Annotated in this window: 13 protein-coding genes; 3 read left to right on the forward strand and 10 right to left on the reverse strand. The window is 64.0% G+C overall.

Annotation, left to right across the window (positions count from 1 at the left end; all coding sequences use genetic code 11):
* Positions 1-132 precede the first annotated feature (132 nt).
* Complete coding sequence (locus tag AC1DOX_RS13065; RefSeq protein ID WP_441619698.1) at positions 133-651, forward strand: hypothetical protein; 519 nt, start codon at positions 133-135, stop codon at positions 649-651.
* A gap of 65 nt (positions 652-716) precedes the next feature.
* On the opposite strand, the gene AC1DOX_RS13070 is transcribed toward AC1DOX_RS13065, so the two are convergent.
* From AC1DOX_RS13070 to AC1DOX_RS13080, 3 genes are all read right to left on the reverse strand, one after another.
* Positions 717-1,310: a peroxidase-related enzyme gene (locus AC1DOX_RS13070; RefSeq protein ID WP_441619700.1), complete on the reverse strand. Its 594-nt coding sequence runs from the start codon at positions 1,308-1,310 to the stop codon at positions 717-719.
* A 201-nt stretch (positions 1,311-1,511) separates the two neighbouring features.
* The gene (gene msbA / locus AC1DOX_RS13075) at positions 1,512-3,278 is read right to left on the reverse strand and encodes a lipid A export permease/ATP-binding protein MsbA (RefSeq protein ID WP_441619702.1); all 1,767 of its coding nucleotides are present in this window, start codon (positions 3,276-3,278) and stop codon (positions 1,512-1,514) included.
* Positions 3,275-3,616, reverse strand: a complete 342-nt coding sequence (locus AC1DOX_RS13080) for a hypothetical protein (protein WP_441619704.1) — start codon at positions 3,614-3,616, stop codon at positions 3,275-3,277. Before AC1DOX_RS13080 ends, msbA begins: the two co-directional genes overlap by 4 nt.
* A gap of 13 nt (positions 3,617-3,629) precedes the next feature.
* Between AC1DOX_RS13080 and AC1DOX_RS13085 the strand changes: the two genes are divergently transcribed.
* Positions 3,630-4,412 carry a glycosyltransferase family 2 protein gene (locus AC1DOX_RS13085; RefSeq protein WP_441619706.1) on the forward strand — a complete coding sequence of 261 codons (783 nt, stop codon included), beginning with the start codon at positions 3,630-3,632 and terminating at the stop codon, positions 4,410-4,412.
* Here AC1DOX_RS13085 and AC1DOX_RS13090 read toward each other — a convergent pair.
* Both AC1DOX_RS13090 and dnaE read right to left on the reverse strand, forming a co-directional pair.
* Positions 4,345-5,580, reverse strand: coding sequence for a glycosyltransferase (locus AC1DOX_RS13090; RefSeq protein WP_441619708.1), 1,236 nt, complete (start codon positions 5,578-5,580; stop codon positions 4,345-4,347). The two genes, AC1DOX_RS13085 and AC1DOX_RS13090, sit on opposite strands and share 68 nt — an antisense overlap.
* A 4-nt stretch (positions 5,581-5,584) precedes the next feature.
* Positions 5,585-9,094, reverse strand: coding sequence for a DNA polymerase III subunit alpha (gene dnaE / locus AC1DOX_RS13095; protein ID WP_441619710.1), 3,510 nt, complete (start codon positions 9,092-9,094; stop codon positions 5,585-5,587).
* A 196-nt stretch (positions 9,095-9,290) separates the two neighbouring features.
* On the opposite strand from dnaE, the gene AC1DOX_RS13100 reads away from it, so the two are divergent.
* Complete coding sequence (locus AC1DOX_RS13100; RefSeq protein ID WP_441619712.1) at positions 9,291-10,154, forward strand: sulfurtransferase; 864 nt, start codon at positions 9,291-9,293, stop codon at positions 10,152-10,154.
* Between the two features lie 86 nt (positions 10,155-10,240).
* On the opposite strand, the gene AC1DOX_RS13105 is transcribed toward AC1DOX_RS13100, so the two are convergent.
* The 5 genes from AC1DOX_RS13105 to rpsP form a co-directional block, all read right to left on the reverse strand.
* Positions 10,241-10,921, reverse strand: a complete 681-nt coding sequence (locus AC1DOX_RS13105) for a CoA pyrophosphatase (RefSeq protein ID WP_441619714.1) — start codon at positions 10,919-10,921, stop codon at positions 10,241-10,243.
* Positions 10,922-11,121: 200 nt separating this feature from the next.
* Positions 11,122-11,511: a 50S ribosomal protein L19 gene (gene rplS, locus AC1DOX_RS13110; protein ID WP_092139082.1), complete on the reverse strand. Its 390-nt coding sequence runs from the start codon at positions 11,509-11,511 to the stop codon at positions 11,122-11,124.
* Positions 11,512-11,587: 76 nt separating this feature from the next.
* Positions 11,588-12,370: a tRNA (guanosine(37)-N1)-methyltransferase TrmD gene (gene trmD, locus AC1DOX_RS13115; RefSeq protein ID WP_441619716.1), complete on the reverse strand. Its 783-nt coding sequence runs from the start codon at positions 12,368-12,370 to the stop codon at positions 11,588-11,590.
* A 48-nt stretch (positions 12,371-12,418) separates the two neighbouring features.
* Positions 12,419-13,087 carry a ribosome maturation factor RimM gene (gene rimM, locus AC1DOX_RS13120; protein WP_441619718.1) on the reverse strand — a complete coding sequence of 223 codons (669 nt, stop codon included), beginning with the start codon at positions 13,085-13,087 and terminating at the stop codon, positions 12,419-12,421.
* A gap of 52 nt (positions 13,088-13,139) precedes the next feature.
* Positions 13,140-13,391: a 30S ribosomal protein S16 gene (rpsP, locus tag AC1DOX_RS13125; protein WP_092139088.1), complete on the reverse strand. Its 252-nt coding sequence runs from the start codon at positions 13,389-13,391 to the stop codon at positions 13,140-13,142.
* Positions 13,392-13,460: the final 69 nt, after the last annotated feature.

Genomic DNA, 13,460 nt, shown 5'->3' on the forward strand with positions numbered 1-13,460 from the left:
AGTCATCGCCAGCCGGCACGTACTTAGGACTTGTCCCAATCACATGCGGCTCGCCTTCGGATACCCATCCCCTACACTGAAGGGACGGTCCGTCTACATGCCATGACGCCCGTGTCGTATCGAGGAGCCAGCATGCCGTTCACGCCAACCCTGCCAGCCATGCTGGCTATTTTTTTGTGCGCGGCGTGCGTGCCGCCCATGCTGGTCAATCGTCCCCCGCCGGTGCAGGAACCACCTGCCTCGTCCAAATCGTATCCACCGCCACCGCCAGTGGCCCGTGCCACGCCTATCGTGCCGCACGAGATCCATATTTCCGCCGCTTGCAAGCGCACCGAGGAAGACGGCTTCCGCGAGGAAGCGATGGTGCGCGTATCGCACAATGCCGTGCAGACGCTGACCTGGAAACTCTGGGTATCCCGGCGGGGTTCCTGCCACTTCGATCTCGATGAATTCAAGCAGGTACAGCAGACGCCACACATCGAGCTGCACGCCGTGGACGGCAGCGGTTGCAAGCTGATGGTCTGGCAAGACCCACGGCGCATCACGCTGGCCCACGCCAGCTGCGAGAAGCATTGCACGCCTGGCATCTATGAGCAGGCGTGGCCAGTCCTGTTCGATCCGAAGAGCGGCGCCTGCGCGGAAATACGCTGACGCCGGCGCCGGCGGCTGAGGACTTCGCCAGTMACCGGCCGTCGCCGGCTTTCGGCCGTGGCTGGCTACTTTGCCTTGGGCACGCGCCCCATCAGGAAGAACTCGTCGTTCGGCCGCATGCCGATGGTGTTGGCCATCCGATTCGACAGGCCGAAGAACGCGGTAATGGCGGCAATATCCCAGGCATCCTCGTCGTCGAAGCCGTGCGTGCGCAGCGCGTCAAAGTCGGCTTCGCTGATCTCGTGGGACGACTGGCAGACCTTCATCGCGAAATCGAGCATCGCGCGCTGGCGCGGTGAAATATCCGCCTTGCGATAGTTGACGGCAACCTGATCCGCAACGAGCGGCTTCTTCTCGTAGATCCGCAGGATCGCGCCATGGGCCACCACGCAGTAGAGGCACTGGTTGGCGCCGGACGTGGTGACTACGATCATTTCGCGGTCGCCCTTGGTCAGCGAGCCCGTCTCCTTGAGCATCAGCGCGTCGTGATAGGCAAAGAACGCACGGCACTCGTCCGGCCGATGGGACAGGGCAAGGAAAACGTTGGGGACAAAGCCGGCCTTCCCCTGGACGTCGAGAATGCGCTGGCGGATGTCGTCCGGCAGATCCTTGATGGCGGGAACCGGGTAGCGGCTGATCGGGGGATGGGCGTGGGTCATGCTGTCTCCTCGGGGTGTATCCCCCTGTTGGTACATGCCCGGCCGCGGCAGGCGCGCCGCGGCCGCTAAGCGCTCGTTTCAAAACGATCCTGGCGTCGTTGCGCGGCCTTGCCGTACCACTTGTACTGTCTGCGGCCGCACGCCTAGCCAGGACCGCTTCGCTTCATTTTGAAACAAGCTTTGAAACCTGACAGGAAGCGCCTAGTCCTGCGTCGCGAACTGGATGCGGTGCAGGCCAGCGTAGAGACCGCTAGCCGCCAGCAGTTCGGCGTGCGTGCCCTGCTCTGCCACGCGGCCATGCTCCAGCACAACGATCCGGTCGGCGTTCTCGATCGTCGACAAGCGGTGGGCGATGACCAGTGTGGTCCGGCCCACCATCAGCGATTCCAGCGCCGCCTGCACCTGGCGTTCGGATTCGGAATCGAGCGCCGACGTGGCTTCATCGAGGATCAGGATCGGCGCGTCCTTGTAGATCGCGCGCGCGATGGCCAGACGCTGCCGCTGGCCGCCCGAGAGCTTCATGCCGTTGTCACCGATATTGGTCTCCAGGCCTTCCGGCAGCCCCTTGACCACTTCGGTCAGGTACGCCGCCGCCAGCGCCCGCTCGACGCGCGCCATATCGATCTGCTCGTGCGAATGCACGCCATACGCCACGTTCGCCGCGACGGTGTCGTTGAACAGCACCACATCCTGGCTCACGAAGGCGATCTGACGGCGCAGGTCGACCAGTGCGATCTTGTCGATCGACTGGCCATCCAGGAGGATCCGCCCTTCGGTCGGATCGAAGAAGCGCGGCACCAGGTTGACCAGCGTGGTCTTGCCGCTGCCGGACGGGCCAACCAGTGCCACCACCTCGCCGGGCGCGGCGCGGAAGCTGACGTGGTTCAGCGCGGGACGTCCGGCATCGCCATAGCGAAAACCGACATCGTTGAAGACGAGGTCGCCCTGAGCACGGTCCAGCGGCAGGCCGCCGGTCTGCGGCTCGATCGGTTCGTCGATCAGCCCGAAGATCATCTCGGCGGCGGTCAGGCCGCGCTGGAGAGGCTGATTCAGGTCGGTCAGGTGCTTCAGCGGCGAGATCAGCAGCAGCATCGCCATCACGAAACCGGTGAAGCCACCCACAGTGGTCTGGTTGCCCTGCGCCTGGACCATGGCGATGGTCAGGATCACGGACAGCGCCAGCGCCGCCAGGAATGCCGTCACCGGCTGGTTCAGCCCGCCAGCCACCGCCATGCGCATCGAATAGCCGCGCAGGCGTTCTGCCATGGCCTCGAAGCGGGATAGCTCATAGGTCTCGCCACCATGCAGCTTGACGACCTTGTAGCCACCCGCGGCTTCCTCGACCACGTAGGCGGCCGTGTTGGTCAGCGCCTGATGATCGCGGTTGAGCCGCCGCAGCCGGCGATTCACCCTCGACATGATGAAGCCGATCACCGGCAACAGCACCGCCACCACCAGTGTCAGACGCCAATTGGTATAGAACAGGTAGATCAGCAACGCCACCACGGTCAGCGAATCGCGTACCAGCGTGATCAGCACGCCGGTCAGGATCTGCAGCACCTGATTGACCTCGAAGATCACCGCGTTGATCAGGGATGCGGCCGTATTGCGATGATAGAAGAGCGCGGGCGCTTGCAGCATGCGGCTGAACATCTGCATCCGCATCCTCAGCAGCACGCGGTTGGAAATCTGTGCGAGCAGGAAGCCGGAGGCGAATTGCGACACGCCGCGCACCAGCGCCACGCCGGTCAGCAATGCCGGCACATGCCAGAGCTTGCCCGCATAGGCGCCACCAAAGCCCTTGTCGAGCAGGTCGTTGACGACCTTCGGGATGATCCCTTCGCAGGCGGCGACGACGCCCATGGCCAGGATCGCCAGCAGGAAGACCCGCATCTCGGGCTTCAGGTAGGCCCAGACGCGTTTGAGGGTATCGGTTTCCTGGGTCGTTGATTTATTGTTTTCGTTCACGATGACTCCGCCCCGGCGGTGCGGGGAGTATTTCTTGCCTCGACGGCGGTCGCCAGCGACAGGCGCGAGGAGTTGTCCAGCATGTTCCAGTTACCGTGGACTACCGCGGGAGAAACCAGTATTGCGGTGAGTACCGCTAGAATGGCGAGCCCAAGGGGGCGCAATTCCGCGCGGCAGGTGCGCCATGCCCCGGCCAGCCGACGGTTGGCCAGCAGCGCGCCAGGCAGCACGAGCCCGATGAATACCCCGGCACCGCGCGGTACGCACAGCAACAGGACGGGAAACGAAAGAACGATGACGTTGGCCAGTGGCGCCAGCGCCGGTTGACGGTACCCCATTGCAAGCATCTCTATGAAAATCTCTGTCGTACTGATAACAAAAAACGAGGCGCACAATATCCGGGAGTGCCTCGAAAGCGTGTCCTGGTGCGACCGCGCGATTATAGTGGACTCCGGCAGCACGGATGGCACCGTGGAGGCCGCCCGCGCCATGGGCGCCGAGGTCTGGGAGACCACGACATGGCCAGGCTTCGGCCCCCAGAAGAACCTCGCCCTGTCGAAGGCCCAGAGCGAATGGGTACTCTCCATCGATGCCGACGAACGCGTCACGCCTGAACTGCGCGACGAAATCCTGGCCGCCATCGACGCCGGGCAGGCCGATGCCTATGACATGCCCCGGCTCTCCCGCTTCTGCGGCCGCTTCATCCGCCACGGCGGCTGGTATCCGGACCGCATCACGCGCCTGTTCCGCCGTGGCAAGGCCCGCTTCACGGACGATCTGGTCCACGAAAACGTCGTCACGGACTCCGCGGTCGGGCATCTGCGTACGCCGCTGCTGCACTACACCTACGACGATTTTTCGCAGGTCCTGCGCAAGATCGACCAGTATTCGACGCTGGGCGCCCATCAGGCATTCCAGCGCGGCAAGACCGCATCGCCGGCGGGCGCCATGCTGCACGGTAGCTGGGCGTTCCTGCGCACATACCTGTTCCGGCGCGGTTTCCTCGACGGCCCACAGGGGCTGGGGGTCGCGCTGATGAACGGACAGGCCAGCTACTACAAATACGTCAAACTGTGGCTGCTGCAGCAGCAGGCAAGGCAGCAGCCGCAATCAGGCGATCCACAACCACGCTGAACTCCAGCGCGGTCGGACCAAAACCCATCTGTTCGATATGGCGCGCCGCGTGCGCAAGCAATGCCTCGCGCAGCGGGGCGTCCTGCAAGCCGCGACGGATCGCGCCAGCCAGCCCCTGCACGTCGCCTACTGGCACCAGTAGCCCCGCACGGCCCTCATCGAGGATCTCGCGCGGCCCGGTGGGACAGTCGGTGCTCACCACGACCTGCCCCACGGCCAGGGCCTCCAGCAGCACGTTGGGCAGCCCTTCCATCTTCGAGCTGAACGCCATCAGCCGGGCCCTGCGAATCCATGCATACGGGTTGGGCTGGAAACCGGAAAATGTCACGCGATCCGCAATGCCCAGCGAGGCCGCCAGCGCCTCCAGCTGCGCGCGCGATGCGCCATCGCCGACCAGCACGAGTCGCTCGTCGATGCCGTCCTTCGCCAGTTGCGCATAGGCGCGCAGCAGCGTCGTGAAGTCCTTCTGGCTCTCCTCCAGGCGACCAACGGAGACGATAAACGGCTGCGTCGGCGCATTCACGGACGCCAGCGCCCGGGTGCGAATGCTGTCGAGGTCAATCGCGTTGTACAGCCGCACGAACTTGTCGGCGGCCTCCGGGATCAGCGCGCGCGCATCCCGCAGCATGCTGTCGTTCAACGTCACAACGGCGTCATAGTGCTCCCGGCACTGCCGCCGTAGCTTGCGCAGCTTGCGTCGGTGACCGCGCGCCAGGTGCGCCACGCTGAAATGCTGGTAGCCGATCATCGGCACCGGCAGCCGCCCCGTCAGGCGCGACAGCGACATGTCGTAGTCCACCACGATGTCATAGTCGCCCACGATGCGGCGGAAGCGCCGGTTCAGCAGCGGCTTGCGCACGGGCGGCAGCAGCAATTCCTCGTAGATCTTGCCGAGCGGTCCGAGCTTGCGTGCCTTCTTGAGCTGGCGGCAGCGCGACAGCCAGGGCTCGGGGGCCAATACATGCACCTTCACATCGGCAGGCAAAAGCTCCCGGAAATGCGATTCCAGCGCGTCGGTCGGATAGGTCAGCGTCAGGCCGATCTCGAACCGGCTGCGATCCAGCGAGGACAGCAGCGAAACGAGCGACGTCTCGATGCCGCCATGCAGGAAATGTGTCAGGTGAAACAGGATTCTCTGCTTGCGCACGTCGGAAATGGAATGCGTCATGCCATCAGCCATAGATCATGCGCACGCTGTCGCCCAGCGCAATACGGAAACTGGCCAGCGCGTCATCGGACGGCGTGATCTGCCACTGATCGCTCAGCATGGCTTCGCACTGCGCGGTCTTGCTCACATAGCGGATGCGCACTGGCAAGCCCGGCGCGCGGGCCGTATTGGCCAGGTACGGTGTCAGCAGTTCGCGCAGCCGCTCCGTCGATGCATTGCCGTTGAAGCCCAGGCAGACAGCATCGGCATACTTCGCCCGCGCGGCCACCAGGTCCATGACCGATTCGGCGGTAAAGCGCACCCCGCCGGTGAACGTGTCGTGACGCGCGTTGCCCTGCGCGATCAGCAGCTCGTCCTCACGGAACATATGGCGGTTGGCGTCGAACAGTTCGTTGAAAACCGTCATCTCGATCTGGCCGGTGCCGTCGTCGAGTTGCACGATCAGCATCTTGCCCCGCTGGGTCATCTGCGTGCGGATGCCAGTGATCACACCGGCCACCACCTTGCCGCGCACGTCGCGGCCATACCCGCCGCCGTTGCCCTGCACTTCCTTCTCAAGGGCGCCCAGCGTGCCCTTGACGAAGCGGCGCACCTCATCGCGCCAGGCATCGAACAGATGGCCCGAGAAGTAGTAGCCGAGCGCCTGCTTTTCTTCCTGCAGCGTACGCTTGGGCGTCCATCGCGGCTCGTCCATCAGCTCCGGACGGTGCGCCTCGCCGGCATCGCCCATCAGGTCGAACAGCGACACCTGGTTGGCAGACTCGGCCTTCTGGTCGGCCGCTTCCATCGCGATCGACACCGACGCCAGAAGCTGGCCGCGGTTGTCGTTGAGGCTGTCAAACGCGCCGGCGCGAATCAGTGCCTCGATCGTGCGGCGATTGACCTGACGACGGTCCACGCGCTCGCAAAAATCGAACAGGTCGCCGAACGGCTTCTCCTCGCGTGCGCGCAGGATGTCTTCGATGGCGCCCTGCCCGGACCCCTTGATACCGCCCAGGCCATAGCGAATGGTCTTGCCGTCGGTCGGCGCAAAGCGGTACTCGCTGGCGTTGACGTCCGGCGGCAACACCTTGATCCCGTTCAGCCGGCAGTCTTCGTAGAGGATCTTGACCTTGTCCGTATCGTCCATGGCCAGCGACATGTTGGCTGCCATGAATTCGGCCGGATGATGGGCCTTGAGCCAGGCGGTGTAGTACGCCAGCAGTGCATAGGCTGCCGCGTGCGACTTGTTGAAGCCGTAGCCCGCGAACTTTTCCATCAGGTCGAAGATATCGTCGGCCTGCTGCGACGACAGCCCGTTCTTGTCGGCGCCCTCGCGGAACAGCTCGCGATGCTTGGCCATTTCCTCGGCCTTCTTCTTGCCCATGGCGCGGCGCAAGAGGTCGGCGCCGCCCAGCGAGTAGCCGCCGATGATCTGCGCCATCTGCATCACCTGCTCCTGGTAGACCATGATGCCGTAGGTCTCCTTGAGCACCGGCTCAACGCGCGGATCGGGGTACTCCACCTTCTCGCGGCCATGCTTGCGCGCGCAGAAGCTCGGAATCAGGTCCATCGGGCCGGGGCGGTACAACGCCACCAGCGCAATGATGTCCTCGAAGCGGTCAGGCTTGGCATCCTTCAGCATGCCCTGCATGCCGCGACTTTCCAGCTGGAACACGGCCACCGTGTTGGCGGTCTTCAGGATGTCGAACGCAGGACCATCGTCGAGCGGAATATGGCTGCAGTTCCAGTCGGCCTTCGACGGATCGAGCCGGCGGATATAGCGCTCGGCCCAGTCGAGGATCGTCAGCGTGGTCAGGCCCAGGAAGTCGAACTTGACCAGGCCGGCCGCTTCCACGTCGTCCTTGTCGTACTGGCTGACCACACCGCTCATGCCGTCGTTCTGGCCGCCCTGCGTGTAGAGCGGGCAAAAATCGGTCAGGCGGCCAGGCGCGATCAACACGCCGCCGGCATGCATGCCGACGTTACGCGTCATGCCTTCCACGCGCTGCGCCAGCTCCAGCAACTGGCGGACTTCTTCCTCGTTGTTCTCGCGCTCGGCCAGGACCGGCTCTTCCTTCTTGGCTTCCTCGATGGTGACCAGCTTGCCCGGCTTGAACGGGATCAGCTTGGCCACGCCATCGACAAAGCCATAGCCGAGGTCGAGCACGCGGCCCACGTCGCGCACGGCGGCCTTGGCGGCCATGGTGCCGAACGTGGCGATCTGGGACACGGCATCCTTGCCGTATTTTTCCTTCACGTACGTGATCACGCGATCGCGGCCGTGCTGGCAGAAGTCGATGTCGAAGTCGGGCATCGATACCCGTTCCGGGTTCAGGAAACGCTCGAACAGCAGCGCGTACTTGAGCGGATCCAGGTCGGTAATGCCCAGAGCGTACGCAACGAGCGAACCGGCGCCCGAACCACGGCCCGGCCCCACCGGCACGCCGTTGTTCTTGGCCCAGTTGATGAAGTCCGCCACGATCAGGAAGTAGCCCGGGAAACCCATCTTGATGATGGTGCCGGTCTCGAACTCCAGGCGGGCGTAGTACTCCGGACGTTTGGCCTCGCGCTCGGCCTCATTGGGGAACAGGACCGTGAGTCGCTTTTCCAAGCCCTCGCGCGCCATGAGGACGAGGTAGTCGTCCAGCGACATGCCATCCGGCGTCGGGAACAGGGGCAGGCGCGGCTTGCCGAGTTCCAGCGTCAGGTTGCAGCGCTTTGCGATTTCCACCGCGTTCTGCAGCGCGGAGGGAATGTCCGCGAACAGCGCGCACATCTCGTCCTGCGTCTTGAAGTACTGGTCCGTCGTGAACTTGCGGGTACGACGCGGGTTGGCCAGCAGTTCGCCCTCGGCGATGCAGACGCGGGCTTCGTGCGCCGTGAAGTCATCCGGCGTCATGAACTGCACAGGATGCGTGGCCACCACGGGCAACTGCAGCGCTGCCGCCAGTTGCACCGCCTGCTGCACATAAGCATCGGTACCGGGCAGGCCGGCGCGCTGCAGTTCGATGTAGAAACGTTGCGGGAAAATGGTCGCCCAATGCTGCGCGGCCCGGCGTGCGCCGTCCTCATTGCCGTTGGCCAGCGCCTGGCCCACGTCACCGCCCATGGCACCGGATAGCGCGATCAGGCCAGTTGCAAGCGGCAGCCCCTCTTCGCCTGGCTCCTCGAACCAGCCCGGCTCCAATTCGGCGCGACCGCGATGCTGGTTGCCGAGCCATGCGCGCGACAGCAGTGTGCACAAATTCAGGTAGCCGAGGCGGTCCTGCACGAGCAACAGCATGCGGGCGGGCTTGTCGCGGTCATCGGCATTGGTCAGCCAGACGTCAGCGCCCACTACCGGCTTGACGCCGCTACCACGCGCTTCCTTATAGAAACGGATGAGGCCGAAGGCGTTGGCGAGGTCGGTCAGCGCAAGGGCGCCCATGCCATCCTTGGCGGCGGCCTTGACGGCATCCTCCAGGCGAACGATGCCGTCCACGATGGAGTATTCGGAGTGCAGGCGGAGGTGTACGAAGCGGGGTGCGGACATAGGGCGCCATTGTACCGGCTCCCCCCGCCCCGGCGACCGAGACTTTTCGTAAAGTCATGTGGCTTCACGCGCCACGCATGGCCGATCGGCCAAGTTGGGATTACCCGCCCGCGGCCGCCCTGACAGGCTATAATTTCGCCTTTCCAATCAGGCAGTTACTGCGCGACCCTCCGCGCAGGCCGGGCACCGTCGTCCTATGCAGATCGTCAACATTTCCGCTTACAAATTTGTCACGCTCGACGACATCGAGACCCTGCGTCCGGAAATGCGCGCGCGCTGCGAGGCCGCCGGCCTCAAGGGCACGATCCTGCTCGCCCCGGAAGGCATCAACATGTTCCTGGCAGGCTCGCGCGAAGCCATCGACGGTTTCATGGCCTGGCTGCACGCGGATGCCCGGTTTGCCGATATCGCGCCGAAGGAAAGCCTGTCCGAAAACCAGCCGTTCAAGCGGATGCTGGTGCGCGAGAAGAAAGAAATCATCACGATGAAAATGCCGCTGATCCGCCCAGAGTCGGGTCGCGCACCGTCCGTGCGACCGGCGGATCTCAAGCGCTGGCTCGACCGGGGCCATGACGATAACGGCCGCCCGGTGGTGATGCTCGATACGCGCAATGCGTTCGAGGTTGCGGTCGGCACGTTTGAGAACGCGGTGGAATACGACATCGCGAAATTCAGCGATTTCCCGCCGGCCGTGGCCGCCCACAAGGCGGCGCTCGAGGGCAAGACCGTCGTGTCGTTCTGCACCGGTGGCATCCGCTGCGAGAAAGCGGCGATCCATATGCAGGAAGTGGGCATCGACCACGTCTACCAGCTCGAAGGCGGCATCCTGAAGTATTTCGAGGAAGTCGGCGGCAGCCACTACAAGGGTGACTGCTTTGTCTTCGACTATCGGACGGCTCTGAATCCCGAGCTGGAACCGGCGGGTCCGGTACAGTGCTTTGCCTGCCGGGCCGTTGTCACGCCGGAAGAGCAGCAGCACCCTCACTACGTGGTGGGTAAGCAATGCCCCCATTGTGGGCCGACCGCCGCGGCGAATGCCGCTCAGGTCGCCGCGGCCTGATCGCGGACAAGGCACGCGGCGCGCCCCAAATCTACGTCGCACTCACGCGTCACATCCGCCTCGCAGCGCCCCACGTTGCCGTGATCTCAGGCCGCAAGCAGGTGGTAAAGGTTGCGGATCATGCCGGCCGTCGCGCCCCAGATAAAGCGATGGCCGCCGCCTTCGCGCGGATACGGCATCGCGTAGAACTGCCGTTCGCCGTCCACCCAGCGCAGCAGTCGCCGCTCGTGGCGTGACGGGTCCATCAGGAACGCCAGGGGCACTTCGAAGACATCGGCCACTTCGCCCGCGTCGGGTTGCAGCGTGAAGCCGGTGCGCACCAGCCCGACAATCGGGCTGACGTGGAAGCCCGTGCCGGTAATGTAGTCCGGCAACGATCCCAGCACCTCGACATAGTCGCGCCCGAGCCCGATCTCTTCCTCCGTCTCACGCAAGGCCGTGGCAATGCGATCCGCATCGTAGGTTTCCTGGCGTCCACCGGGAAAACTGATCTGGCCCGCATGGGCATTCAGATTGGCATTACGCTGGGTCAGCAGAACGGTCAGGCCGTCCTTGTGCTCGACCAACGGCACCAGCACGGCGGCCTCGCGCAGGCCGCGCGTCTTGTCGTAGACGCGGGATTCATCGGTCAGTTCTGGTTCCCACGCGGGCGGAGATAGCAGCCGGTGCCGGATGAAGTCCGGGCGCATCCGGGGCGCGGAAAGCGGTGCACGACTGTCATCCGTCTCAATGACGGGCAGCGTTTCTGGATCGAATATGGGGCGCATAACGTCAACAAGTATGACAGATGCGCAAGATGTGGCAGTGCAGCACGAGCAGCGTGCGATGCCTGCGATGGCCGTGATACGCGGATCTGATGCGGCCGTGCAACGCCGCACACTTCGTGCGCCCGAATGCAAAAAGGACACCCGAGGGTGTCCTTTCCGAAACCATGCCATGCCGGTTGCCCGACACGGCAGGAGTTGCCTTACTCGGCGGCAGCAGCCTTCGGTGCCTTCGAGACCAGCTTTTCCTTGATACGTGCGGACTTGCCCGAGCGCTCGCGCAGGTAGTACAGCTTCGCACGACGCACGTCGCCGCGACGCTTCACTTCGATGCCGGCGATCAGCGGCGAGTACAGCTGGAACGTACGTTCCACGCCTTCACCCGACGAGATCTTGCGCACGATGAAGGACGAGTTCAGGCCGCGGTTACGCTTGGCGATCACCACGCCTTCGTAGGCCTGCACGCGCTTGCGGGTACCTTCCACCACGTTCACGTTGACGATCACGGTGTCGCCAGGTGCGAATGCGGGGATGGTCTTGTTCGCGGTGAGACGCGCGATCTCTTCCTTCTCGATCTGCTCGATGATGTTCATCGTTTTTTCTCCTTGACCATCGTGCCAGCGTTGTATGCCCCAGGACATGCCTGGGCCCCGGCAGAGGATGGGATTTTCACTTGGCGGGAGCGAACTCCCGCCCTGCTTTCGCCGTCCAGTCCGACAAGAACTTCTCGTCGGCCTTGGACAACAAACCTTGCTTGCGCGCAGCCACGATCAGGTCGGGCCGCTTGCTCGCGGTATTGGCCAGCGCCTGCTGACGCCGCCATTTCTCAATCTCGGCGTGATGGCCCCCGAGCAGAATATCGGGAACCCGCACACCTTCGTATTCTTCCGGCCGCGTGTAGTGCGGACAATCAAGCAGGCCGTTCACGAAACTGTCCTGCACCGCCGATTGCGCATCGCCCAATACACCGGGCAGATGCCGTACCACCGCATCGATTAGCGCCATCGCGGGCAGTTCGCCTCCGGACAGCACAAAATCACCGAGGCTGATTTCCTCGTCCACGCGACGGTCGATCAGTCGCTGGTCGATTGCCTCATACCGCCCGCACAACAACACCAGACCTGGCCGCTGCGACAGCGACATCACCTTCTCGTGCGTGAGCGTGGCGCCCTGCGGCGACATCAGCACCACGTGCGGCTTGTCGACACCCGCCTGCGACTGCGCCGCTGCGGCGGCATCAATCGCATCGTCCAGCGGCTTGGCCAGCATCACCATGCCAGGACCACCGCCGTAGGGGCGATCGTCGATCGTGCGGTAATTGTCGACGGTAAAATCGCGTGGATTCCAGGCCCGCAGCGCATAGCGCTGCTGCTTGGCCGCCCGGCTGGTAATGCCCCAGTCGGTCAGCGCGCGAAACATCTCGGGAAACAGCGTGATTACATCGAACTGCATCCGCGCCTCCCATGGTGGCCCGTCAGGCGATCTGCCCGGCGGACAACTTCAGTAGTCGAGCCCCCAGTCCACCACGATCCGCTTCCCGGCGATGTCCACCGTACGCAGGAACGCGTCGACAAACGGAACCAGCCGCTCGGCGGCCTTACCGTCCGGCAGCGTATACGCCACCTGAAGGAGCTGGTGAGCGCCGTTATCGATAAGGCCGGACACTTCGCCGAGCGTTTCGCCCTGCTCGTTGACCACGGCACAACCGATCAGGTCGACCCAGTAAAACTCATCTTCTTCCGGCGCGGGAAAATCCGCACGCCGGACCCAGACGCGACGCCCCTTGAGGGCTTCGGCCACATTACGGTCAGACACGCCGGTGGCTTGCGCCACCACGGTACCGCTATGTTCCCGCGACTGGGCAATCTTGACGCTGACCGCCTCGGCCTGCTGGGCCGGCGCCGATACCACACCGGCCTGTGGCGCACGAAGCAGCCACCAGCGGCGGGCGTGGAGCAATGCGGAGGCGTCGTCGGCATGCGGCAGGACCTTGATCCAGCCCCGGATACCGTAGGCCGCACCCACATAACCTACCTCGACGAGATCGTCAGGCAGGCTGTCGGTGGACAGCAGCGTGGCAGGCAATTTGGCCGGCTGGCCAGGCGCCCCGCCTTGCGTGGCGGCTTGCGGCCGGTTCAGCGGCTTGCGGCCGGTTGTATTGCCAGTCACGTGGACGGTGCGTCAGTCGCGCGCCATCAATGACAGCGCGTCATCGCAACAATCAGGCAGCGGCCTTGGAGGCTTGCTTGACCAGGCGGGCAACGGTCGGCGACAGTTGAGCGCCAACGCCTTGCCAGTAGGTCAGGCGGTCCTGCACAACGCGCAGACCTTCTTCCTTGCCGGAAGCCAGCGGGTTGTAGAAGCCAATACGTTCGATGAAACGGCCATCGCGACGGTTGCGCGAATCGGTAGCAACGATATTGAAGAACGGGCGCTTCTTGCTGCCGCCGCGAGCCAGACGGATTACGACCATGGGGTTATTCCTCGAAAAAACGGGGGGGTGTGCGAACACGAAACGCAAGAGTATAGCCCAATTCCCGAG

This window comes from Cupriavidus sp. 01L415, assembly GCF_056400065.1.

Excerpts from the sequence above, each read along its gene's own strand:
- AC1DOX_RS13065 (WP_441619698.1), top strand. The coding sequence starts at position 133 with ATGCCGTTCACGCCAACCCTGCCAGCCATGCTGGCTATTTTTTTGTGC.
- AC1DOX_RS13070 (WP_441619700.1), bottom strand. The coding sequence starts at position 1,310 with ATGACCCACGCCCATCCCCCGATCAGCCGCTACCCGGTTCCCGCCATC.
- AC1DOX_RS13080 (WP_441619704.1), bottom strand. The coding sequence starts at position 3,616 with ATGGGGTACCGTCAACCGGCGCTGGCGCCACTGGCCAACGTCATCGTT.
- AC1DOX_RS13085 (WP_441619706.1), top strand. The coding sequence starts at position 3,630 with ATGAAAATCTCTGTCGTACTGATAACAAAAAACGAGGCGCACAATATC.
- AC1DOX_RS13090 (WP_441619708.1), bottom strand. The coding sequence starts at position 5,580 with ATGACGCATTCCATTTCCGACGTGCGCAAGCAGAGAATCCTGTTTCAC.
- dnaE (WP_441619710.1), bottom strand. The coding sequence starts at position 9,094 with ATGTCCGCACCCCGCTTCGTACACCTCCGCCTGCACTCCGAATACTCC.
- AC1DOX_RS13100 (WP_441619712.1), top strand. The coding sequence starts at position 9,291 with ATGCAGATCGTCAACATTTCCGCTTACAAATTTGTCACGCTCGACGAC.
- AC1DOX_RS13105 (WP_441619714.1), bottom strand. The coding sequence starts at position 10,921 with ATGCGCCCCATATTCGATCCAGAAACGCTGCCCGTCATTGAGACGGAT.
- rplS (WP_092139082.1), bottom strand. The coding sequence starts at position 11,511 with ATGAACATCATCGAGCAGATCGAGAAGGAAGAGATCGCGCGTCTCACC.
- trmD (WP_441619716.1), bottom strand. The coding sequence starts at position 12,370 with ATGCAGTTCGATGTAATCACGCTGTTTCCCGAGATGTTTCGCGCGCTG.
- rpsP (WP_092139088.1), bottom strand. The coding sequence starts at position 13,391 with ATGGTCGTAATCCGTCTGGCTCGCGGCGGCAGCAAGAAGCGCCCGTTC.